The organism is Micromonospora sp. NBC_01405 (genome assembly GCF_045040155.1).
Taxonomy (GTDB): domain Bacteria; phylum Actinomycetota; class Actinomycetes; order Mycobacteriales; family Micromonosporaceae; genus Micromonospora.
The window spans coordinates 4,348,378-4,372,037 of the sequence record NZ_CP109532.1; the positions used below are offsets into that span (position 1 = coordinate 4,348,378).

The 23,660-nt window shown below is 74.7% G+C and carries 16 protein-coding genes; 10 read left to right on the forward strand and 6 right to left on the reverse strand.

The annotated features are described in order from the left end of the window. The first annotated feature begins 310 nt into the window (after window positions 1–310). On the forward strand, window positions 311–1,984 hold the full coding sequence (locus OG559_RS19035; RefSeq protein ID WP_405105549.1) for a glycoside hydrolase domain-containing protein: 1,674 nt from the start codon (window positions 311–313) through the stop codon (window positions 1,982–1,984). A gap of 193 nt (window positions 1,985–2,177) precedes the next feature. On the opposite strand, the gene OG559_RS19040 is transcribed toward OG559_RS19035, so the two are convergent. The 4 genes from OG559_RS19040 to OG559_RS19055 are packed head-to-tail and all read right to left on the reverse strand — an operon-like array spanning window position 2,178 to window position 6,984. Continuing rightward, window positions 2,178–4,340: a DUF4132 domain-containing protein gene (locus OG559_RS19040; RefSeq protein ID WP_405105551.1), complete on the reverse strand. Its 2,163-nt coding sequence runs from the start codon at window positions 4,338–4,340 to the stop codon at window positions 2,178–2,180. Between the two features lie 3 nt (window positions 4,341–4,343). Next, on the reverse strand, window positions 4,344–5,309 hold the full coding sequence (locus tag OG559_RS19045; protein WP_405105553.1) for a hypothetical protein: 966 nt from the start codon (window positions 5,307–5,309) through the stop codon (window positions 4,344–4,346). Further along, entirely contained in the window at window positions 5,306–6,682 is a 1,377-nt protein-coding gene (locus tag OG559_RS19050) for a hypothetical protein (protein WP_405105555.1), read from the reverse strand. The genes OG559_RS19045 and OG559_RS19050 overlap by 4 nt, the downstream gene beginning before the upstream one ends. Then, window positions 6,679–6,984 carry a DUF6403 family protein gene (locus OG559_RS19055; RefSeq protein WP_405105557.1) on the reverse strand — a complete coding sequence of 102 codons (306 nt, stop codon included), beginning with the start codon at window positions 6,982–6,984 and terminating at the stop codon, window positions 6,679–6,681. The genes OG559_RS19050 and OG559_RS19055 overlap by 4 nt, the downstream gene beginning before the upstream one ends. A 320-nt stretch (window positions 6,985–7,304) precedes the next feature. On the opposite strand from OG559_RS19055, the gene OG559_RS19060 reads away from it, so the two are divergent. From OG559_RS19060 to OG559_RS19075, 4 genes are all read left to right on the forward strand, one after another. Beyond that, window positions 7,305–7,706 (forward strand): hypothetical protein, encoded by a 402-nt coding sequence (locus tag OG559_RS19060; RefSeq protein ID WP_405105559.1) that lies wholly within the window; start codon window positions 7,305–7,307, stop codon window positions 7,704–7,706. Window positions 7,707–7,846: 140 nt separating this feature from the next. Continuing rightward, window positions 7,847–8,950: an endonuclease domain-containing protein gene (locus OG559_RS19065; protein ID WP_405105560.1), complete on the forward strand. Its 1,104-nt coding sequence runs from the start codon at window positions 7,847–7,849 to the stop codon at window positions 8,948–8,950. 17 nt (window positions 8,951–8,967) lie between these two features. After that, on the forward strand, window positions 8,968–9,681 hold the full coding sequence (locus OG559_RS19070; protein ID WP_405105562.1) for a hypothetical protein: 714 nt from the start codon (window positions 8,968–8,970) through the stop codon (window positions 9,679–9,681). Beyond that, window positions 9,678–12,938 (forward strand): ATP-binding protein, encoded by a 3,261-nt coding sequence (locus OG559_RS19075; RefSeq protein WP_405105564.1) that lies wholly within the window; start codon window positions 9,678–9,680, stop codon window positions 12,936–12,938. Before OG559_RS19070 ends, OG559_RS19075 begins: the two co-directional genes overlap by 4 nt. A gap of 123 nt (window positions 12,939–13,061) precedes the next feature. Here the strand turns inward: OG559_RS19075 and OG559_RS19080 are convergent, their stop codons facing one another. Continuing rightward, complete coding sequence (locus OG559_RS19080; protein WP_405105566.1) at window positions 13,062–14,234, reverse strand: acyl-CoA dehydrogenase family protein; 1,173 nt, start codon at window positions 14,232–14,234, stop codon at window positions 13,062–13,064. 412 nt (window positions 14,235–14,646) lie between these two features. On the opposite strand from OG559_RS19080, the gene OG559_RS19085 reads away from it, so the two are divergent. The 4 genes from OG559_RS19085 (at window position 14,647) to OG559_RS19100 (ending at window position 20,126) form a co-directional block, all read left to right on the forward strand. Next, complete coding sequence (locus OG559_RS19085) at window positions 14,647–16,899, forward strand: histidine kinase (RefSeq protein ID WP_405105568.1); 2,253 nt, start codon at window positions 14,647–14,649, stop codon at window positions 16,897–16,899. After that, window positions 16,896–17,627, forward strand: coding sequence for a response regulator (locus OG559_RS19090; RefSeq protein WP_405105571.1), 732 nt, complete (start codon window positions 16,896–16,898; stop codon window positions 17,625–17,627). The genes OG559_RS19085 and OG559_RS19090 overlap by 4 nt, the downstream gene beginning before the upstream one ends. A gap of 84 nt (window positions 17,628–17,711) precedes the next feature. Beyond that, entirely contained in the window at window positions 17,712–18,641 is a 930-nt protein-coding gene (locus OG559_RS19095) for an LLM class F420-dependent oxidoreductase (protein WP_405105573.1), read from the forward strand. 246 nt (window positions 18,642–18,887) lie between these two features. Then, window positions 18,888–20,126, forward strand: coding sequence for an FAD-binding protein (locus OG559_RS19100; protein ID WP_405116793.1), 1,239 nt, complete (start codon window positions 18,888–18,890; stop codon window positions 20,124–20,126). Between the two features lie 84 nt (window positions 20,127–20,210). On the opposite strand, the gene OG559_RS19105 is transcribed toward OG559_RS19100, so the two are convergent. Then, complete coding sequence (locus OG559_RS19105) at window positions 20,211–21,353, reverse strand: site-2 protease family protein (RefSeq protein WP_405105575.1); 1,143 nt, start codon at window positions 21,351–21,353, stop codon at window positions 20,211–20,213. Between the two features lie 91 nt (window positions 21,354–21,444). Between OG559_RS19105 and OG559_RS19110 the strand changes: the two genes are divergently transcribed. Next, complete coding sequence (locus OG559_RS19110; protein ID WP_405105577.1) at window positions 21,445–23,550, forward strand: prolyl oligopeptidase family protein; 2,106 nt, start codon at window positions 21,445–21,447, stop codon at window positions 23,548–23,550. Window positions 23,551–23,660 lie beyond the last annotated feature (110 nt).

Here is a 23,660-nt window from a genome sequence, read left to right on the forward strand (position 1 = left end):
GAGCCAGGACGCCGCCACCGTGCTCACGTCCCGGGCGATTCGGGTGGCCGTCACCGGTGCGCCACCGGACCGAGCCGCTGCTTCGGCTTCCCGGTTGGATGCGTCTTTGCGGAACCAAGATCAAGCGCACTCGGCCGTCGTAGCAGCGCCGCGCCCGCGCGGTCGGAGGGTAGCGGGAGAACAACACCGCTCTTCCATCGACGCAGATCTCTGGTGCGAGCAGCCCGCGCATGGTAGGAATTTGCCAATATCTGCGTTGCTCGCGAAGGATTTCACCCACGGAGATGCCTCGATGAGGATAAGAAGGATCATGGCCGGCCTCGTGGCCGCCATCGTCGCTCCGGCTGTGGCGGCCACCCCGACCTGGGCGGCCCCCACCGGCGAACAGATCGTCAGCTACCGCGGCTACCAGGTGTCGGTGCCGGCGGACTGGCAGGTCGTCGACCTGTCCACCGACCCGCACGCCTGCGTCCGGTTCGACCGACTCACGGTCTACCTCGGTCATCCGAGCGCCGAGCCCTGGTGCCCCACCGGGCTGGTCGGGCGCACGGCGGGACTGATCATCGAGCCGATCGACGCCGTCACCGCCGAGCGCCTCACCGCGGACACCGCCGTCACGGCCGGCGGCCGGGCGACCGTGGACACCCTGGTGTCCCGCGACGGGGCGGCCCAGGTCGCGGTGCGCGACGCGGGCGTACTCGTCACGGCCGTCCACACGCCGCAGACCGAGCCGGCGGTCCGCCGGATCCTGTCCGCCGCCAAGCTCGGCGCGGGTGCCAGGCCGGTTTCCCTGGACGCCGTCCGCGCGGCCTCGACGCCCGCCACGGTGGCCTCGGCGGCGGCGCCCGGCCCGCAGCCGGGCACCTACACCGGCAAGGGCTTCGACACGTGCACCGCCCCGTCGCAGTCGACGATGGACACGTGGCGCAACAGCTCGCCCTACCGTGCTGTCGGCATCTACATCAGCGGCGCGAGCCGCTCCTGCACGCAGGCCAACCTGACCGCGACCTGGGTCGCCAACCAGGCCGCCAAGGGCTGGCACCTCATCCCCATCGAGCTCGACCGCCAGGCGCCGTGCGGCACCCGCCTGCCGAAGATGTCGTACGACCCCGCCACGGCGCGGTCCGAGGGTGCGACCCGGGCGAACAGTGCGGTGAACGCGGCCAAGGCGCTGGGCATCCCCGCCGGCAGCGCGATCTACAACGACATCGAGCAGTACCCGTCGGGTGAGTCGTGCAAGGCGGCCGTGCTCTCGTACCTCTCCGGCTGGACCGAACGCCTGCACACGCTCGGCTACCTCTCGGGCATGTACTCCAGCGGATCCTCCGGCGTCCGGGACCTGTGCAACGCCTACAACGACACCCGGTACACCCGCGTCGACCATCTCTTCCTCGGCTGGTGGAACGGCGTGGCGAACACCGACGCCGGCGACTACTGCCCGGACGCTTACTACAGCAACCACCAGCGCATCCACCAGTACACCGGCGACACCAGCGAGACCTGGGGCGGCGTGACGATCTACATCGACCGCGACTATCTCGACGTCTCGACCGGAACCACCGAGCCGCCGCAGGGGTTCACCGTCACGGTCGACAACACCACCACGGGCCGGTTCACCGCGAGCGCGAACTGGAGCACCTCAGCCTATTCCAGCCAGCGGTTCGGCACCGACTACCGGTTCGCCACCCCGACCCCCGCCAGCGATGCCGCCTGGTTCGCAGCGGACCTCCCGGCGACCGGCAGCTACGAGGTCTCGGTCTGGTACCCGGCCGACCCGGGCTACAACGACTCGACCCCGTACGTCGTCGCCACCACCAGCGGCAGCCAGACGGTGAAGGTGAACCAGCGGCTCAACGGGGGACGATGGGTGTCACTCGGCGTGTTCACGCTGGCCGCAGGCGCAGGCAACAAGGTGGGAGTGAGCCGGTGGACCAGCGGCACCGGCTACGTCATCGCCGACGCGGTCCGCATCACCCGCGCCTGACCGACGGCATGAACGAGCGGCTGTGACGCGACAGCCGATGGCATGAACGAGCGGCTGTGACGCGACAGCCGATGGCCCGGGGCGATGACGTCGACCCGGGCCATCGGCGCCCGTCCGCCGGGCCGGCATAAAGGTGAGCCCAGCTCAGCCCCGTGATCGGGATGGGCCCGGTTCGCCGGTGCGGCGGCGAGGCCTACCCGTGCGATTGGGCGCCGGCCATTGACACGACGAGGTCCAGGTCGCGCATGACCTCGGAGAACGCCACGGGTGGCACCTCCGCGAGGGGGACCGCCGAGCCGGCCGCGAGGAAGCGCAGTTCGCCGACGACCACATCGCCCCCACCGAAGTAGCCGGACAGTTCGCAGGCCAGCGCGGCGGTGAGCCCGGCGGTCACCGGGCGGGTCACCTGGTGCGCGTCGTACCGGTCGTGGGTCGACCAGCCGCGTCCGGACAGCAACTGGCCGGCCACCCCGCCGTCGACGGTGTGCCCGGCGAACCGCCTCGACACGTCGACGGCGTCGCGCTCGGCCGGCGTCAACAGGTACAACTCGCGGAACGCCTGCTTCACGGGCTGCCGGATCCCCAGCCGGACGATCTCCGCCTGCCAGTGGTCGAGCAGGCGTCGCTCGTGCAGCAGGAAGGGGTGCGCCGCGATGACCGGACCGTCGAGGTCGATCTGGTCGAGCAGGCCCACGGCGCCCGTCCGGTCCTGCCAGATCAACGCGGGCAGCATCGCCTGCCCGGCCGGCAGCCGCCGCAGGCGCAGCAGCTCGTCGGGGGCGAGGGTGCCCCCGGTGGCGACCAGCCGCTCGATCAGCCCGCCGCGCATCCGGCGGGCCTGGTCGCGCAGCCGCTCCTGGTGTTCGCGCGCGTGGGCGTACCTCGGGTCGGCGCGGACCGTGGCCGGCACCGACTTCAGCGCCCGGCCGGCCCTGCTGACCGTGAGAACCGGGTCGGCGTCGGCGAGCCGCACCCCGACGGTGTAGTCACCGATGTGCCAGTCGCCCGGGGTCTCGGCGGCGATGCGCGCCTCGCAGTCCCACTCCAGGCGGTCCGCGTCGGGAAGGCCCGCCACCTGGGCCAGGTGGTCGAGCGCGACCGCGACCGCGGCGGCGTGGCTGTGCCGGCGGTTGGGGCCGAGCTTCGGGCCCCGCTTCGCCACCTCGCGCAGGGCCAGATAACGATCGAGCACGGTCTCGCCGTCGGCCAGCGGCAGCAGGCCGAACGCGGCGATGCCGGACAGCGCGTTGCGCTTGACCCGCTTCTCGACGGCCGCCCGGTTCCAGCCCGGCGCGGCGGCGATCACCTCGCTCGGGCAGAGCCCCAGCAGCCGGCGGGCGCCGTCGTCACCGGCCCGCCGCACGGCGGCCAGGATGCCGGCCCGGTCCTGCCGCCCCGCCTCCGTCGCGGCGGTCGCCAGCACCAGCCGCAGCAGCGGCTCCGCCCCCGGCAACCCGAGCACCGGCAGCAGCACCTCCGCGTCACCGGCCGGCAGCCGTAGCTCGAAGGCGTACCGCCGCTGCTCGGCGGGGCGGTCGCGCAGGTGGTCCACCAGGGCGGACCGCTCGTCATCGGTCAGCTCGGCGGGGCCGAAGCGGTCGGCCATCCGGCGGTCGTGCGGCCGGTCCAGGGCCCGCAGCACGAACCGCAGGCCGCGCGGCACCAGCACCTCGGGCAGCCCGTCCCAGTCGGGCTCGGCCGGCGAGGTCAGCCGCCAGGCCAGCGCGTCGAAGTAATCCCGGACGACCGGGGCGCAGCCGGCCGGCGCCGAAGCCGTGGCGCCCTCCGCCGGTGAGCCCCCGCCGATGGCCCTGCCCAGGTACGCGTCGTCGGCGAACGCCTTCTCGACGACCTCGACGTCGAGCGCGCCCGCCGCGTGCAGGGCGTCCAGGATCCGCACCACGGTCTCCCGACCCGCGCGGCCCAGCGGGGTGAGCACCAGCAGCCGCAGCAGGCGCACGTCGGCGGCGGCGACCGCCCGCTCGGCCAACGGTTCGAGCGGCGGCTTTCGCCAGCCCACCCGGTCCACTGCGGATGCCAGCATCGCCGCACGGCGGGCGGTGGGCCACGGGGCGTCCAGCACCTCCACCGGATCGTCCGGGTTCCGCACCGGGAACGCCTCGTCGTACACGTCGTCGAGCGCGGCGCTGACGTCCGCCATGTTCCCGCCGAGATGCCCGCCGGTGTGTTCGATGCTGTCGCCGGTCGCCAGCCGCCGCCGGACCCGGTCGGCGAGATCCCGTAGCCCCGCCGGGTCGCCGGCCTTCGCCAGGTCCCTGGCCTCGTCGACCAGCCGCCACAGCGCGTCGCGCTCCTCGCGGACCGCGTCGGCGTACATGTCGGGCACGTCAACCACGGCTCACCCGCCGGCAGGACGGTCGGCCGCAGGAAGGGTTTCGAGCCCCGCCTCGGCTACCGACCGGGCCCGCAGGCTCAGCGAGTCGACGCGCTCGGTGAGTTCGCGGACGGCCGCCTCGTCGTCGCCGTCCACGGCCGTGATGCCGTCGAGCAGCGCGGCGTACTCGGATGTCAGCTTCAGGTAACTGCGGCGGAACTGCCGGTTGGGGCGGTCGCGCCGGCCGTTCGCCAGGGCGTACTGCTGGTCGAGGTCGATGATCTGCTGGGCCAGGACGGCGACGGCGGCGCTGAGCGCCCTCCGGTCGTCCGTGCGTTCGTCGCGGCGGTTGTGGTGGGTAGCCGCGAGCCGGCCCGCCCGCCGGCCTCCGACGTAGAGCGCCGTCGCCGCGGCGATGACGCCCGCGATCGCGGCGGCCGCCAGCAGGTACCGGGGCAGGGAGGGGCTGATCGTGCGGGCCCCGTCGGGAACGGTGCCGCTCTTCACCAGCAGGTCGTAGTTGACGGTGACGACCTTCAGCGCCTCCAGGGGACGGTCGGCGAAGGTGTCGATGCCCCGGCCGACGGTCATCTCGGCGACGGCGGCCCGGCCGAGGTTCTTCTTCTTGTGCCCGGGCAGCAGCGCGCAGCCGTAGGTGTCGTAGTCGTCGCCGTCGCGGCTCATCACCAGCACGACCGTCCCGTCGGCGGCGCGCTCGACCTGGTGGCAGGCGTCCCGCAGGTCCGCGCCCGGTTCGAGCAGCAGCACGACCAGCCTGCGGTTGCCGATGACCCGTTCCGCGGCGGCCCGGTCCAGGTCGACGCCGGGCGCGGCGTACACCGACGAGGTGCGGACCTGCCGGGCCGCCGGGCCGTCCAGCGCCCCGCCACTCCACAACGCCCAGCCCGCCAGGACCGCGCAGGCCAGCACCGCGCGGCCGAAGGACGTGCCGAACAGGTCGCCGAGCCAGCGACGTACGGTCGGTTTCACGACAACCTGCCCCGGAGGTAGCGGTCCGGTCGGTAGCTGGGGATGCCCAGCGTGCGCGCGGCGTCGTCCAACTCGTCCGCCGCGTCGTTCAGCAACGTCCAGACGTGCCGGTCCGGCAGGTTCGCGCCCAGCGACTCGCGGGCCGCCTGCAGCCGGACGATGCCCCGGGTCAGCGCCGGGTCGCTGCGGGCGTCGGTCAGCAGGGACATCTCGACGGCGAGGGCGGTCAGACCGGCCAACCGGGCCGGCACGTCGCCCCGGCGCGGGTCGCCCCGCCGGCCGCCCCGGCTGTCCTCGAAGCGACGCAGCGACCGGATCGACAGGGTCAGGAACGCCGCCACGCAGCCCGCGAACACCCACGGCAGCGCCGGCAGTGCCACCCGCAGCGGGTCGATCGGACGATACGGCAGGGGCCGGTCGAACAGGCCCGCGTAGCGGACGTCGGTGACCCGGTTCAGGTAGACCGCCAACACGTTGTACTGCGGGTAGTCGTACCGGCTGAGCCGGCCGCCGAACTGACCGTAGAAGCTCGCCCCGGCCAGCTCGGCGAAGTCCTCCTGCCACGGGCCGTGGTACTCGATCCAGAGGCCGTACATCACCACGATCGGGGTGCCCGGAAAGAGCCTGGTCAGCGCCGGACCGTACTGGGGCACCGGCGCGCCGTCGCGCTGCGGGGGGAACGCGACGAAGAGGACGCCGTCCGGGAAGGCGTTCTCGGCGTTGCCGGCGGGAACCTTGGTGAGCGTGGCCCCCGGCGCGCGGTGCAGCCCGGTCGCCCGCAGATCGGCGGCGACCACGGCCAGCTCCCGGGCGCTCGGCTCCCGCCAGCGCAGCTCGTCGCCGTCGGGCGGGGTGGGCTGGTCCTCCAGCTTCGCGATGAGCGTCAGCAGCGGCCCCGTCACGTCGCCGGCGGCGAACTGGCCGCGCCAGCCGGGCAGGTCGTCGGGGACGGCCTGATAGAGGCCCCCGCTCACCTCGGTGCCGACCACCCGGACGGTCGCGTTCCTCACGCGCTTCACCCGGAGGCGTTCGTCCTCGTCCAGCCCGGGCGGGGCGACCAGGATGCGGACGTCCCGGTTCCCGATGATCTCCCGTACCCGCTGCTCGTTCCACCGCGCGGTCGAACCGGGCAGCCGCACCACGGGGGCGGCGGACACCAGCGCGGTCATCTCGTCCTCCGAGGGCACGCTCGCGTCGCTCAGCTCGCCGGCCGAGCCCTCCTCGACCCCCTGGGAGGACGCCGGCGACCTGCCGTAGCTGACGTCGACGCTCTGCCGCTGGGCGAGCAGGAATACCACCAGGACGACCACGGCGATGCCGAGGAACGCCCAGCGCAGCAACTCGCGACGGTCCTGGCCCAAGTGGCGGATCACGCGTGCTCCCGCCACAGCCGGTCGGCCTGCCGGGCGTGCTCGGCCGCCGTCCGCGCCGCCGCCGGCCCGCCCCGGCCGGCGGCGATCAGCTCGGCGCGGGCGAGCAACTGCTCGGCCTCGGGCACCCGGGTGCCGGCCGCGTCCCGGCTGACGGCCGCGCTGTCGATCTGTGCGCGGGCGGTGGACCAGGCGGTACGGCGCGCCTGCTCCCGGGCCCGCCACCGGGGCAGCAGGGTCGTCGCGAAGCCCGCACCCACCAGCAGCAGGCCACCGGCCAGCCAGATCGGGAGGGTGTGTGACATGCGCTCCAGCCTTGTGCCGAGGGGTCGGGTCCGTCGCCGCGAGGGGCGGGGTACCGCCCGAGTCTCGCCGATCGAGTCAAACCGCTGCACACGGCCCTCCACCTGAGCGGACACGGCGGCGAGGCTGTCAGCACCCGGCAGTTCCGGAGGCCGGGGCCTTCGATCGAAACGTTCACGTGCGGGGCCCGGACCGCCGAGGCGGCCCTCACCTCCGAACCTTGGACAGTTCCCGTCCGCTGGTGACGGAAACTGTCCAAGGTTGCAGTTCATCGAGGTGGGGCTTGTTCGTGGTGCGGGGTCGGCAGGGGGAGGATCTTGTCGTGAACACCTCTACGCGTACGCGTGCTCTGCTCGGTGGGTTGGTCCTCGCGGTGGCGACGGTCGCGGTCTGGTGGGCCTGGATCGGCTGGGACACGGAGTACACGGTCGACCCGGTGACCGACTCGGTCAGCGGCCCCTACGACGTCTGGCAGGTCGTCGGGTGCGTCCTGTCCCTGGCGGTGGTCGCCGTCGTCGGCGGTTGGGTGCTCCGCCCCTGGCTGGTGGCGCCGGTGATGACGGTGGCCTTCACCGTCGCCTGGGCGTGGCGGGCGGCGACGAGCGACGACTCGGGCCTGTGGGCGGTCGGCGCGGTCCTGGTCCTGCTCGGGATGGCGGCCGGCACGACCGCGGTCAGCGGAGTCGCCCACGCGTTGCGTCGGCGGCGGGCCGGCGGAAGCTGATCCGCACCGGTCGCCGCGTCGACTCTGTCCGCAGGAGCGCGCCGGTCGGTCAGCCCGGTTTCCCCGGCCACGGCGTCCGGCCGCGTGCCCGGCGAGCATGGGGCAGCGCCCGCGCCGCCGGCTCGGTAGCGTGCGTGGCCATGCGCAGCGGGGCCGGTCCGGAGTGGTGGACGGCTGTCCCGCCGCTTCGCGTCAGCCACCTCGCGGGCGTCGACTCCGAGCTGCTCCGGTTGGCCCTGGACCCGCTGCCGCCGTCCGCGCCGGCGGTGGTCGCCTACCGGCCGACGCGGGGCCTTTCCCTCGCCAGTCTGGTCACCGTCCTCCTCGACGAGCTGGAGGACGCCGCCCGGGCACTGTTTCCCCGCTGGCTGCCCGGCGCGGCCCGGCTCGACGGCCGCGGACGCCTCGGCGCCACCGCCGCCCGGGAACTCGCCATCCGGGTCGCGGCCCGCTCCGAGCACTTCGGGCCGTTTCTCGCCGACCTGGCCGAGCGGGCCCTGGGGCAGCCGGGCGGGAGCGGCCCGCAGGGCCCCGGCGAGGACCGCCGGCGTGCGCGCCCGTCGCGCTTTCCCGCCGAGGTGCGGGCCGCCGGCCTCACCCGGGTGCTCGCTGACGCGTACGACCGGGAGTCCTGCGTGCTGGTGGCCGAGTCGCCGCAGGGGGCCGGGCCGGAGGACGAGCGGGCGCTCGTGGCGGCGGCCGAGTGGCTGGTCCAGCACGGCCGGTGCGCGGTGTGGCTGGTCGGCCCGCTCCCGCACGGAGCCGACCGGGTCCGACCGGTGCCGCTCCGGCTCCCGATACACCTCGCCGAGCTGACCGGGGGCATCGGTCGGGTTTCCGACAGCCCCGCCGGCCCGGGTGTGGTGGGCCTGTCGTACCCGCCGCTGGCCGGGGCGCCCCGGCCGGACAGCGCCGCCGAACAGGCCCTGGAGCGTGCCCTCGCCCCGCACGACTGGGCCCGTGGCCGGCGGTGGAACCACACCTACGAATGGCATCCACTGGGTCGGCCGTACCGCCTGGATCTGCTCTGGACGGTCGAAGGGCTTGCGGTCGAGGTGGACGGCCCGGAGCATCGGGGAGCCATCATGTTCGCCGACGACCGGCGGCGCGACGTACAGCTCCAGCTTCGGGGGCTCGACGTGCTCCGGTTCACCAACGAACAGGTGCTGACCGACGTCCAGGCCGTCATCCGGTGCATCCGGGACCTGCTGGCCCGACGACGCGCGGCCGGCGCGCACCCCTGACAGGAAAAAGAGGCACCATGTCGAGCAGCACCGCGGACCTGCCGAGCCTGACCCCCAACCAGATTCAAGCGCTCGTCGTGCTGATGGTGGAGGCCCGGAAGCTGACCAACGCCGAGCTGCGGGACCTGGCCGGGTTCGCGCTCACCGGCAAGGACAACAAGAAGCTGGTGGAGCTGGGCCTGGTCGAGACCGACCGCAGCCGCCGCATGCTCTCGCACGAGCTGACGGATGAGGGCTGGCGGGTGATGCGCCAACTGCACACCGGCGCCCCGCCCAGGGCGGGCGGCTCGGCCAGCCGCTCCCTGTTCACCCTGCTGGGAAACCTGCACCGGGGGCTGGACCGGCTGCGGATCAGCCACGCCGACTTCTTCAAGCAGACCGCCGCCGACCCGGCCGGGCCGCCCCCGGCCGCCGAGGACGCGCCGGCGACCGCCGAGGTCGCGCCCCCGGCCGCCCCCACCGCCGGCGGGGACGTCGCGGAGCTGGTCCGGGCCGCGTACCGGGAGCTGGCCGCGACGCCCGGCGCCTGGGTCGGCCTCGCCGACCTGCGCGACCACCTCGACAACACCGACCGCGCGGCGGTGGACGCCGCGCTGCGGGCGCTGGTCCGGCAGGACGGCGTACGGATCATCCCGGTCGCCAACAGCAAGTCGCTGACCGCGCGGGACCGGGCGGCGGCAGTACGCATCGGGGACGAGGACAACCACGCGCTGTCGATCGGGGCGGCATGATTCCTGACGACGAGCGCGCCGCGCTGGAGGCGTTGACCTTCCACCCGGCGGTCACCCCCGACGACGTGTGGCGGCCCTCCCCGTACGACGTGCCCGAGCTGCACGAGCGGGTGGTCGCCGAGATCCTGCGCGGGGTGGCCCGGGCCCGCACCGACGACACCAGCCGACCCCTCGGGGTGGCCATGCAGGGGCGGGCCGGCTCCGGCAAGACCCATCTGCTCGGCGCGGTCCGGGAGCGCATCCAGCAGGACGGCGGCTACTTCTTCCTGGTCAACATGGTCAGCGGCCGGACCTTCTGGTCGAGCGTCGCCCTGGCGATGGTCGAGGGGATGGGCCGGGAGTCGGGCGGCTGGGACACGCAGCTGCGCAAGTTCCTGCGCCGGCTCACCTCGCAGCTCGGCCTACCCGCCGAGGTCCGGGACGCGGTGTCCGGCGCCGAGCCGCTCACCCGCGAGCACCTGGACACCTTCGTCCGGGCCCTGCGCACCTTCCACCGCGAGGTGGGCCGGGACTGCCAGGACACCGCCCGGGCCCTCGTGCTGCACGGCTCCCGCGAGTTCGACGACCAGGACGTCGGCTACGCCCACCTGATCAGCGAGCCCGGCGACCCGGCGCGCCGGGCGGAGTGGGGGCTCACCCACGGCGTACGCCTCCCGCAGCAGGTCGTCCAGGACATCTCCCGGCTGATGGCGCTGACGCTGGACCCGACGGTGATCGCCGTCGACCAGCTCGACACGCTTTTCGCCCAGACCAGCACGTCCATGTTCGACCCGCGCGCGGAGCTGGACGACGCCCACGCGACCGCGTTCGGGCCGATCGCCGACGGCCTGCTGACCCTGCGCGACGTCACCCGCCGGACGCTGCTCGTGGTGTCCTGCCTGCCGGACACCTGGGAGCTGCTGACCCGCAGCGCGCCGACCTCCGTGGCGGACCGGTTCCGGGTGTCCCTGCTGCCCGACCGGATCCCGACGCCGCAGATCGGGCGGGCGATCGTGGCGAAGCGGCTCGCCGCCGTGTTCACCGAGCGGCGGTTCTTCCCGCCCCACCCGACGTGGCCGGTCAGCCCCGACGCCTTCGCCGACGCCCCGAACCTCACCCCGCGGGCCCTGCTGCGCCGGGTGGACCGGCACGTCGCCCGGTGCCGCGACGCCGACGAGGTGACCCTGCTCGACCGGCTCGTCGGCGGCGGGGACTCTCCGGTCGTCCCGCCGCCGGGGCCGGCCGGGACGGCGGACCTGCGCCCGCTGGACGAGCGGTTCGCCCGGCTGGTGGCGGCGGCTGAGGTCGGGCCCGCGCTGGAGCACCGCACGGAGGACGAGCACCTGCCGCCGCTGCTCGCCGCCGGGCTCGCCGCGTGGATCGCCGAGCAGGCCCCGACGGGGGCCACGTACAAGCACGACCCGCCGCCGGGCCGCAAGCCGGCGCTGCACGGTCGCCTCATCGAGGTGCTGGACGAGGCCACCGAGAACGAGGCGCACTGGTGCTTCCGCGGCCTCGCCCACCCGAACGCGATCGCCACGATCGCCCGGGTCCGGGCGGCCTGCACGATGGCCGGCCTGGACCGGCAGTACCCGCAGCGGCGACTGGTGCTCCTGCGCAACGACCCCTGGCCGACCGGCCCGCGTACCGCCCAGGTGCTGGCGGAGTTCGACGCCGCCGGCGGGGTACGGTGCGCCGTGGCGGAGGCCGACCTGCGGGTGTTCGCCGCACTGCGCGAGCTGGCCCGCGAGCCGGACGCGGCGTACCAGGAATGGCTGCTCGCTCGCCGGCCGGCGAGCGGCACCGCCCTGTTCCGTGCGGTGCTCGACGCCTCCGGCCCGGCCGCCCCTGCGCCGGCCGCCTCCGCCCCGGCCGAGCCGGCGACGGCGGCTTCCGGGGCCGCCGACGGCCTGGTGCCGGTAACCCCCGACGGGCCGGACCCGGGCGCACCCGGTGCTGCGGTGCCGGCCCCCGCCGACGGCCGGGCGGCGGGGGAGCGGCCGGTCGGCGGCGACGGGCCGGACCCGGCGACGGTCCGGCTGGGGCACACCACGGACGGGCGGCGACCGTTCCAGGTGGACCTGGAGTCGCTGCGCCGGCACGCCGTGGTCTTCGCCGGTTCCGGGTCGGGCAAGACGGTGCTGATCCGGCGGCTGGTCGAGGAGTGCGCCCGGCAGGGCGTGTCCTCGATCGTGCTGGACCCGAACAACGACCTGGCCCGGCTGGGGGACGCGTGGCCGCAGCCGCCGGTCGGCTGGGAGCCGGGCGACGACGAGCGGGCCCGGGACTACCTCGACCACACGGAGGTCGTCGTCTGGACTCCCCGGGTCAACGCCGGGCGTCCGTTGAGCTTCCAGCCGCTGCCGGACTTCAGCCCCGTGCGGGACTCGCCGGACGAGTTCGACCAGGCCATCCGCTCGGCGGTGGAGGCCCTCGCGCCCCGGGCCGGGGTGGACCGCCCCACCCGGCTCGCCCAGCAGGGCAAGGCCGTGCTGACGGAGGCGCTGCTGGCGTACGCGAGGACCGGCATGGTGGGCCTGCCCGGTTTCACCGAGTTCCTCGCCGACCTGCCCGACGGGGTGAGCCGGCTGGTCCGGGCCGACAAGCTGGCCCTGGAACTGGCCGAGGCGCTCAAGGCGGCGATGGTCACCGACCCGCTGTTCGGCGGCACGGGCGCCCCGGCCGACCCCGGGCTGCTGCTCACCCCGACGCCCGGCCGGCGGGCCCGGGTGTCGGTGGTCAGCTTCGTCGGGCTCACCTCCGACCAGGAGCGGCAGAGCTTCGTCAACCAGTTGCAGATGGCGCTGTTCGCCTGGGTGCGGCGGCACCCCGCCGGGGACCGGCCGCTTGGCGGCCTGTTCGTCATGGACGAGGCGCAGACCCTCGCCCCGTCGACCGGGAACACCGCCTGCACGGCCAGCACGATCGCCCTGGCCTCGCAGGCCCGCAAGTACGGCCTCGGGCTGGTCTTCGCCACCCAGGCCCCCAAGGGCCTGCACAACCAGATCTCGGGCAACGCCACCACCCAGTTCTTCGGTCTGCTCAACGCCCCGGCGCAGATCGACGCGGCGCGGCAACTCGCCGAGGCCAAGGGTGGCCGGCTGCCCGACATCGGGCTGTTGAGCAGCGGCCAGTTCTACGTCGCGGGCGAGGGCTTCCCGTTCGTCAAGGTCGACACCCCGCTGTGCCTGACCCACCACCCCAAGGCGCCGCTGACGCCCGAGGAGGTGGTCGAGCGGGCAGCCCGGTCCGAAGATGGTGGAAACGGGCCGGGCTGAGGGGCGCCTCCGGCATCTGGATGCCTCCGGTGTCGCAAGGCTCGCCCGATGAATTTCGATTCTTGGACAGTCTCGTTCACGGTTGACGAGAACTGTCCAAGAATCGGGTGGGATCGTCGGTGCTTAGTACGCCAGTTCGACGGGGCGGCCGAGCAGGTGGGCGCCGTTGTTGCCCAGCCAGCCCTCCGCCGCCGCCGCGTGCTGGGCAAAGGTGTGGATGTCCCGGAAGCGGCGCTGCACCGGGGAGGAGTCGCGGGCCGCGCCGCCCCCGCCCGCCCGGTAGCAGGCGTCCACGGCGGCGGTGGCGACCTCGGTCACCCAGGGCAGGCTGGCGGAGATCTGCGGGCGCAGCGCCTCGACCGCGGCCGGGTCCTCCGCGTCGGCCGCCCGGAACAGGTCGTGGGCCAGCGACCGCACCAGCGCCCGGGCCGCCCGGACGTTCAGGTCGGCCCGGCCGAGCTGCACCCGGAAGGCCGGCGAGTCGGCCAGCGACTGCCGCGCGTACAGCCGCTGCCGGCCGCCGTCGAGCAGCGCCACGGTGTCGTCCAGGGCGCCCTGGGCGATCCCGACGGCCACCGCGCCCAGGTGCAGGACGAACTGCGCCAGCGGCGCGACGAACCCGGGCCCCGGGACGCACGGGGCCCCGGTGAACAGGTCGAAGCTCTGCTCCACCGGGCAGAACACCGACTCCATCAGCACGTCATGGCTGCCGGTGCCGCGCAACCCCAGCGTGTGCCAGGTGTCCTGCACCGTCACCGCGTCGGCGGGCAGCAGCATCGAACGTATCTCCACGGGCTGGCCGTTCGGGCCGGGCAGCGGCTGGCCGTCCCCGGTGAGCAGGCAGTTGCCGAAGATCCAGTCGGCGTGCCGGGAGCCGCTGACGAACCCCCACCGGCCGGTGACCTGGAACCCGCCGTCGGCCAGCTCGGCCCGTCCCTGCGGGGCGAAACCGCCGGCCACCACGACGTCCGGGCCCGACGCGTAGAACTTGTCGAACCGGTCCCGGGGCAGCAACGCCAGCAGGTGCGGCGTCTCCGCGCCGATCATCACCGTCCAGCCGGTGGAGCCGTCGGCCCGGGCCAACTCCTCCAGCACCGCCAGCCCGGTGTGCGGGTCCGCCTCGTACCCGCCGTGGCTGCGCGGCACGAACATCCGGAAGCAGCCGGCGGCCCGGAGCCCGTCGAGCAGATCGGCGGGCAACTCCCGGGCGGCCTCGATCTCCTCCGCCCGCCGGCTCAGCTCCGGCGTCAGCTCCCGTACCGCACCTGTCAGTCGGGTCCGGTGCTGTTCGTCCATGGTTGCCTCCTGCTCGCCCCGGGCGTCGCGGCGCCGTCCCGGCGCCGTCGGACTCGCGGAACCGGCCTGCGGCATCCGCGGCTCAGACGTTGGACGGCCCGGCGTCCCGGCGGAAAGGGACGGCGGTACCGGCCCGCCGGGCGCCCCCTGCCCGGCGGAAGTTCCCGGGTGGCCGGGACGGCGCGCACATGCGGCCGGGACACCGGGACCGGCACGCTCGGTGGACCGGCGGTGTCGCCCGCACCCCGACCCGCCGGCCCCACCGACGACCACGTCCCACCGGGAGGCGCCCGTGTCCCCACCCGTGGCCGTACCCCGTCCCGGCCGGCTCCGCGCGACTGTCGCCGGACCGACACCCGCTGCGCAGCGCCGGGGTCTCGGCAACCGACGCCCCGACTGACAGGATCACGCCATGCTGGTCGACCCGGCGCCGCGCGCGCTGATCGCCCCGAACGCCGGTGACGACCCCCGCCGACCGGTCGCCGCCTGGACAGTGCTGGTCGGCTGCGTGCTGCTGCTCGCCGCCACGACGCTCTGCTGGGCGCTCGCCCACCGCCCGTGGGGGCTGTCCCAGCTCTACTTCCTCGTCGACTACACCGACTGCGCGGTGTACGGCACGACCGGATGGCTGATCCTGCTGCGCCGCAGTCACCCGGTGGCCTGGCTGCTGGCGGTCACCGGGGTCGGCGGGGGGATCGCTGCCCTGGGTGCCCAGTACCTCGACCTGCTCCGGGTGTATCCCCAGCTGCCCGAGGTCACGCTGCTGACCTCGGCCCGGCACTGGGGCTGGGTGCCGGGGATGCTGTCACTGATCGTGGTGCTGCCCTGGCTGGTCCGGGAGAGCCGGCTCACGCTGGGCCCCCGGTTGGCGGTGGCGGCCGGCGTCGCGGTGGTCGCCACGACCGAGCTGTTCCAGCTGACCTTCCCCGGGCTGGGCGGCGCCCCGTCCGGGGCGCCGTTGGCGATCCGCAGCGCGGACTGGGCCGAGTTCGTCGCCCGGGTGCAGCCTGGGCTCACGGCCCTGGTGCCGCTGCTCGGGCTCGTCGCCGCCGCCGGGCTGCTGTGGCGGCGGCGGGTCTCGCCGGTCGCCGAGCGGGTCGGCCTGGGCTGGCTCGCGGTCGGCACGGTGCTGCTCGCCGTGAGCTTCGCCCCGATCGCCCTGCCCGCCGGCTGGGTGGGCGCGGGGGCGGAGTGGCTGCCGCCGATCGCCATGCTGGCCGCGCAGGCGTTCTTCCCGGCTGCCGTGCTGGCCGTGGTGCTGCGGCAGCGGCTGTGGGGGATCGAGATCGCGGTCCGCCGCACGCTGGTCTGGTTCCTGCTGACCTTCCTGCTGGTCGCCGCGTACGTCGGCGGGGTGACCACGCTGGACGCGCTGCTCCCGGCCAGCCGGGCGGTCCCCGGGGTGCTGGTCACCGCCCTGGTCGCGGCCGCCGTGCAGCCGGGCCGGTGGTGGGTGCAGCGGCGGGTGGACCGGCTGATCCACGGCGCGGCGGCGGAACCGATCGGTGTGGTCCGGGGCGTCGGCGACCGGATCAGCGCGAGCGAGGACCCGACCGACGTACTGACCGGGGTGGCGCGGAGTCTCACCGAGTCGCTGCGGTTGGGCGCCTGCGGCATCGAGGTGGACGGCCCGGACCCGTGCACCGCCCACTGCGCGTCCGCCGGGCCGGTGGGGGAGCCGCTGGTGCTGCCGCTGCGCCGGGGTGGGCGGGAGGTGGGGCGGCTGACCGCGTGGGCCCGGGCCGGCGAGCGGCTGGACGGGCGTACCCGCTCGGCGCTGGTCGACCTGGTGCCGGTGGTCGCCTCGGCGGCCAGCCTCGCCGCGACCAGCCGGGCGCTGGTCACCTCCCGGGCCCGGCTGGCCGAGGCCCGCGACTCGGAACGCCGCAAGCTGCGCCGGGACCTGCATGACGGGCTCGGTCCCGCCCTGGCCGGGGTGGCGCTCGGCCTCCAGGCGGCCCGCAACCTGCTGGGCACCGACCCGGGCGCGGCCGGGCGGCTGCTGGACCGGCTGCGCGACGAGACGGACCAGCGGGTCGAGCAGGTCCGCGACCTGGCCCGGGGGCTGCTGCCGCCGGTCCTCGGCGAACGCGGCCTGGTCCCCGCCCTGCACGAGCTGGCCCAACGGTACGACGGCTCGGGGCTGACCGTGCTGGTCGAGGCGCTGCCGCTGCCGTTGCCCGAGCCGGTCGCCACCGCCGTGTACGGGATCGTCTCCGAGGCGGTCCGCAACGCCCAACGGCACTCCGGCGCACCGACCTGCCGGGTGGCGGTCGAGCGGGATCCGGACGGGCTCACCGTCCGGGTGACCGACCCGGGCCGGGGCGTCGTGGTCGGCACGCCGGCCGGGGTCGGCATGCTCTCCATGCGGGAGCGGGCCGAGGGCATCGGCGGGGTGTGCGTGATCGGCCCGGCGCCCGACGGCGGCACCGAGGTCACCGTCCGGGTGTCCGCCGACCGCCTGCGGCCGGTCGACGGCGACCGGCCGCCGGCCGTCCCCGCCCAGCGCGGGTGGGCCCCGGTCGACCCCGACCCGGGGCCGTCGGCCGCCGACCCCGCCCCGGCCGAGCCGTCGACGGGCCAGCGGCAGCCGTGGGGGGTGCCGGCGGAGGCCGGTACGGTGCCGGGGACGCGGACGGGACGAGCCCTGGCGGTGCGGCGGTGACCGGTGACGATGCGGTGGACGGTGGCGGGACGAGCCCTGGCGGTGCGGCGGTGACGGGTGACGGAGCGGTGGTCGGTGGCGCGGCGGTGATCCGGCTGGCGGTGGTCGACGACCATCCCGTGTTCCGGCTCGGCATGACGGCGCTGCTGGCGTCCACGCCGGGACTGGAGGTGGTCGGCGAGGCCGCGGACGCCGACGAGGCGGTCCGGCTCGCCGACCGCACCCGGCCCGAGGTGATCATCATGGACCTGCATCTCGGCGGGCGGTCCGGCGTGGAGGCCACCCGGGAGATCGTCGCCCGGCACCCGGGGATCGGGGTGCTGGTGGTGACGATGCTGGACGACGACGACTCGGTGTTCGCCGCGCTGCGCGCCGGGGCGCGGGGGTACCTGCTCAAGGGCGCCGCGCCGGGCGAGGTGGAACGGGCCATCCGCGCGGTCGCCAACGGCGAGGTGCTGCTCGGGCCGGTGATCGCCAGCCGGGCGATCGGCTTCCTCGCCGGCGGGCGGGCCGGCGGGCCGGCGCCGTTCCCCGAGCTGACCGACCGGGAACGCGAGGTGCTGGACCTGGTCGCGCAGGGGCTGAGCAACGTGGTGATCGCCCGCCGGCTGACGCTGAGCCCGAAGACCGTCCGCAACCACCTGTCCAACGTGCTCGGCAAGCTCCAGGTCGCCGACCGCAGCCAGGCGATCCAGCGGGCCCGCGAGGCAGGCCTCGGCCAACCCTGACCGGTACTCCCCGGCGGGGGCCGGCTGCGACCCCGGGGCCTTCCTTTCGCGGCGGGGGCCCGGTGGGCTCCCTATGCTCGGGGCATGGAACTGCGGATCTTCACCGAACCCCAGCAGGGGGCCAGCTACGACCAGCTGCTCGCCGTGGCCCGCTGCGCCGAGGACGCCGGCTACGGCGCGTTCTTCCGGTCCGACCACTACCTGAAGATGGGCGCGGTGAGCGGCGACCCGGGCCCGACGGACGCCTGGATCACGCTGGCCGGGCTGGCCCGGGAGACCTCCCGGATCCGGCTCGGCACCCTGATGACGGCGGCCACGTTCCGGCTGCCCGGCCCGCTGGCGATCGGCGTCGCCCAGGTCGACCAGATGAGCGGCGGCCGGGTGGAGCTGGGCATCGGGGCCGGCTGGTTCGCCGACGAGCACTCCGCGTACGGCATCCCGTTCCCCTCGGTGGGCGAACGGTTCGACCGGCTGGAGGAGCAGCTCGCGGTCATCACCGGGCTTTGGGAGACGCCGACCGGCGAGACGTTCGACTTCGCGGGCCGCCACTACCCGGTGACCGGCTCGCCGGCGCTGCCCAAGCCGGTGCAGCAGCCGCGCCCGCCGATCCTGCTCGGCGGCATGGGGCCGAAGCGCACGCCCCGCCTCGCGGCCCGCTACGCCGACGAGTTCAACCTGCCGTTCGTCTCCGTCGCCGACTCGGTGGCCCAGTTCGACCGGGTCCGGGCCGCCTGCGCCGACATCGGCCGGGACCCGGCCGGGATGCGCTGGTCGAACGCGCTGGTGCTGTGCTGTGGCCGGGACGAGGCGGAGGTACGACGGCGGGCCGAGGTGATCGGCCGGGAGCCGGCGGAGCTGCGCGAGAACGGCCTCGCCGGCACCCCGGCCGAGATCGTCGACCGGATCGGCCGGTACGCCGAGATCGGCAGCGAGCGGATCTACCTCCAGGTCCTCGACCTGGCCGACCTGGACCACGTCGAGCTGGTCGCCGCCGAGGTCATGCCGCAGCTCTGAGTCCTGGCGCCCGCCCGAGCCCTCGTTCGGCGTGGTCGGGCCGGGCCTCAGCGGGCGGGGCGCGGGGTGCGGGGCGCGCAGGATCGTGCCGAGCCATCCAGGTGGTGGATGACGATGCCGCCCCAGGTGGTGGATGACGATCGAGTGCGACTCGACCGACGGGAGTGCGACGTGGACGCAGGGGAGCGGGAACCACGCGGGGGCGTCGGTGTGCCCGGGGCGGGGCCCGCCGACCGGGCACCGGGCGTGCCGGAGCGCAACTGGGCCGGCAACGTCCGGTACGCCGCAGCCCGGCGGCACCGCCCGTCCGGGGTGGACGAGCTGCGCCGGCTGGTCGCCGGCAGCGACCGGGTCCGGGCGGTCGGCACCGGGCACTCGTTCAACCGGCTCGGCGACACCACCGGCGACCTGGTGTCGCTGGCCGGCCTGCCGCCCACCGTCGAGGTGGACCGGGAGCGCCGCACGGTCACGGTGGCCGCCGCCGTGCGCTACGGCGACCTGGCCATCCGGCTGCACGCCGCCGGGTACGCCCTGCCGACGATGGCGTCGCTGCCGCACATCTCGGTGGCCGGCGCGGTGGCCACCGCCACCCACGGCTCGGGCGTCGGGATCGGCAACCTGGCCACCGCCGTGGCCGCCCTGGAGCTGGTCACCGCCGACGGGGACCTGCTGACCGTGCGCCGGGACGCCGACGGCGACCGGTTCGCCGGGATGGTGGTCGCCCTCGGCGCGCTGGGCGTGGTCACCCGGGTCACCCTGGACGTGCTGCCCGCCTTCGAGATACGGCAGTACGTCCGGCTCGGCCTGCCCCGCGTGGCCCTGGACGAGGCGTTCGCCTCGGCGTACAGCGTCAGCCTCTTCACCGACTGGCGCGGCGACCGGATCGGGCAGGTGTGGCGCAAGCAGCTCGCCGACGTCCCGCCGCCGGAGGCCGACTGGCTGGGCACCACGGCGGCGGCTGGGCCGGTGCACCCGGTGCCCGGGATGGCGGCGGACAACTGCACGGCCCAGCTCGGCGAGCCCGGCCCGTGGCACGAGCGGCTGCCGCACTTCCGGCTCGGGTTCACCCCGAGCAGCGGCGACGAGCTCCAGTCGGAGTACCACCTGCCCCGGGCGACGGCGGCGGACGCGCTGGCCGCCCTCGATCCGGTGGCGGACCGGATCGCCGCCGTGCTCCAGGTCTGCGAGCTGCGTACGGTCGCCGCCGACGAGCTGTGGCTGAGCCCGCAGTACGAGCGGGACAGCCTCGCCGTGCACTTCACCTGGACCGCCGACGCCGACGCGGTGACCCCCGTGCTGGCCGAGGTGGAACAGAGGTTGACCCCGTTCGCGCCCCGACCACACTGGGGCAAGGTGTTCACGCTGGACCCGACGGCGGTCGCCGCCGCGTACCCCCGGCACGCCGACTTCCTGACCCTCCTGCACACCCTGGACCCAACGGGAAAATTCCGCACCGAGTTGCTGGACCACCACTTCCCCCGCTGACCCACCGGCCCCCTTGATCGTCTGCGCCTGAGCGGCACGACACGCCGGAGCGGGTGCCGGTGCACAGCAAACGATCAAGGGGGCTTAGTGCCGGCCGGCCGCTACCTGGTCGCGGAGGCTGCCGCGCTGCACCGCCCGGCTGATGTCGCTGGGCGAGACGATGCCGACCAGCCGCTGGTCGGTCACCACCAGCGCCCGGCCGTCGGTGCACCCGCTGAGCCGGGGGAGCAGGTCGGTGAGCTGCTCGTCCGGGGAGGCCAACACGAGCTGGTCGGCCCGGCAGGCCACCTCGGCCAACGTGGTCGCGGCCCGCCGGTCGGCCGGGACGCCGCGTACCCGGTCGAGGGTGACCAGGCCGACGGGCCGGCCGTCCTCGGTGAGCGGCAGCGCCGAGTGCCGGTACGCGAAGAGGTAGTGGTCGACGAAGTCGGCCACGGTCATCTCGGCCGACGCGGTCTGCGGCTGCGGGGTCATCACGTCCGCCACCCGCACCCCGCGCAGCGCGCTGCCTGTCCGGGCCTGCCGTTCCTCCATGCCGGCGGCCCCGATCAGGAACCAGCCGATCAGCGCCAGCCAGAGCCCGCCGAAGCCCGCACCGCGCAGGAACTGCCACAGGCCCAGCCCGATCAGCAGCACGCCGAGGATCCGGCCGGCCCGCGCCGCCACCACGGACGCCCTCGTCCGGTCGCCGGTGGCCTTCCACACGGCGGCCCGCAGCAGCCGGCCCCCGTCCAGCGGGGCGGCCGGCAGCGCGTTGAAGACCGCCAGCAGGATGTTGATGCCGGCCAGCCAGGCCAGCGCCCCCAACCACAGCCCGTGCACCCCGGCCAGGGCGAGCAGCACCGCGATGCCGCCGAAGAAGACGCCGATGATCAGGCTGACCAGCGGCCCGACCCCCGCGATGCGCAGCTCCGCCCCGGGGTCGCGGGCCTCCCCGCGCAGCTCGGCCACCCCGCCGAAGAGCCACAGGGTGATCCCCTCCACCTCGATGCCGTTGCGCTTGGCCACCACGGCGTGCGAGACCTCGTGGGCCAGCAGCCCGAGGAAGAAGACCACTGCGGCGCTCAGCCCGGCGAGCACGTACTCCCAGGTCGGCCGGTCCGGGTACGACCGGGGGAACTGGTTGGCCGACAGCCCCCAGGCGATCAGCAGGAAGATGACCAGGACGCTCCAGTTGACCCCGACCGGCACGCCCGCGACTCGGCCGATCCGGAAACTCGCCCTCATGTTTACGGGCATACCCCGTCAAAACCGGAGCATGCCCTTGCCGGTGGCCCGGTTCTCCGGCCGGGTTGACGCCGTCGGGGATAGTGGCAACGTGGCGAGGCTGATTGATGAGCATGACGACCCGTACCTCTGGCTGGAGGACCTCGACGGTCCGGACGCCGCCGGATGGGTGCGGGACCGCAACGCGGAGACCCTGGCCGCGCTGACCGGGGACGAGCGGTTCGCCGCCCTGCGGGCCGAGATCCGGCAGGTGCTCGACTCTGACAACCGCATCCCCTACCCCGGGTGGCGTGGGGACCGCCTCTACTACGACTTCTGGACCGACGCGACGCATCCGCGGGGGATGTGGCGGCGGACCACCCTCGACCAGTACCGCCGGCCCGAGCCCGAGTGGGACGTGCTGCTCGACCTCGACGCGTTGGCCGCCGAGGAGGGCGAGAACTGGGTCTGGGACGGTGTGACGGTGCTGCGCCCCGGATACGAGCGCTGCCTGGTCAGCCTGTCCCGAGGCGGCTCCGACGCGGTCGTGGTGCGCGAGTTCGACCTGGTCGGCCGCACCTTCGTCGAGGACGGCTTCACGCTTGCCGAGGCCAAGAGCACGGTCTGCTGGATCGACGCCGATCACATCTACGTGGCCACCGACTTCGGGCCCGGATCGCTGACCACCTCCGGCTATCCCCGGGTGGTCAAGCGGTGGCGGCGGGGCACGCCGCTGTCGGCCGCCGAGATCGTCTTCGAGGGGCAGGTGGACGACATGGACGCCTACGCCTCGTACGACTGTACGCCCGGGTTCGAGCGCACCTTCCTGGTCCGGGAACTGGACTTCTACCGCAGGGAGAGCCACCTGCTGACGCGGGAGGGCGAGCGGCTGCGGATCGACGTGCCGGACGACGCCCGGTGGGACGTGCACCGGGAGTGGCTGTTGATCGGGCTGCGCTCGCCGTGGACGGTCGAGGGCGTCACCCATCCGGCGGGCGCGCTGCTGGCGGCCCGGTTCGACGAGTTCCTCGCCGGTGGGCGGGACCTGGCGGTGCTGTTCAGGCCGGACGACCGCACCGCGCTGGGCTACCACGCGTGGACCCGCAACCATCTCATCCTGGCCACCCTCGCGGACGTGCGGAGCCGGCTGGAGGTGCTGACCCCCGACGCGACGGGATGGCGGCGGGAGCCGCTGCCGGGCGTACCCGAGTCCGGCCACAGCCGGGTGGTGGAGACCGACCGCGACACCGGCGACGACTTTTTGCTCGCGTCCGAGGGGTTCCGGGAACCGGCGACCCTGCGGCTCGGACAGGTCGGTGGCACGGTCGAGACGCTCAAGCGGGCGCCGACGTTCTTCGACGGGGAGACCCTGGCGGAACGGCAGTTCTTCGCCACCTCGGCGGACGGGACGCGGGTGCCGTACTTCGTGGTGGGCGACCCCGACGCGACCGGTGGGCCGACCCTGCTCACCGGGTATGGCGGCTTCGAGATCTCCCTGACCCCGCACTACAGCGGCATCATCGGCCGGGGGTGGCTGGCCAGGGGCGGCACCTACGTGGTGGCGAACATCCGGGGCGGCGGCGAGTACGGCCCCGCGTGGCACCGGGCCGCGCTCCGGGAGGACCGGCCCAGGGCGTACGAGGACTTCGCGGCGGTGGCGGCCGACCTGGTCGCCCGGGGGATCACCACGCCGGCGCGACTCGGCATCGAGGGCGGCAGCAACGGCGGCCTGCTGACGGGGGTGATGCTGACCCGCTACCCGGAGCTGTTCGGGGCGGTCGTCGCACACGTCCCGCTGCTGGATATGCGGCGCTACCACCGGCTGCTGGCCGGCGCCTCGTGGATGGCCGAGTACGGCGACCCGGACGAGCCGGCCGACTGGGCCTACCTGAGCCGGTACTCGCCCTACCACACCATCCGCAGCGACCAGCCGTATCCGCCGGCCCTGTTCGTCACCTCGACCCGGGACGACCGGGTGCATCCGGGGCACGCCCGCAAGATGGCGGCCCGGCTGCGCGAGCACGGGCACGAGGTGGCGTACTACGAGAACGTCGAGGGCGGACACGGCGCGGCGGCGAACAGCGCGCAGCGCGCCTTCGTCTGGGCGCTGACGTTGGAGTTCCTGTGGCGCAACCTGAGCGGGGAGTTGGCGGGCCCGGCCGCGCCGCCGCACCAGCGGTCGGTGGCCGTCGCGGCAGAGCAGGGTCTCCGCGAGTAGGGGCGCACTCGTCGGGTGACGGCGGCGCGCGAGATCGTGCCCGCGCATGCCGCCCCGCGCGCAGTCGTACGAAGGTGCAGTTTCACTGAATTCGTGGCCATGACGCGCTC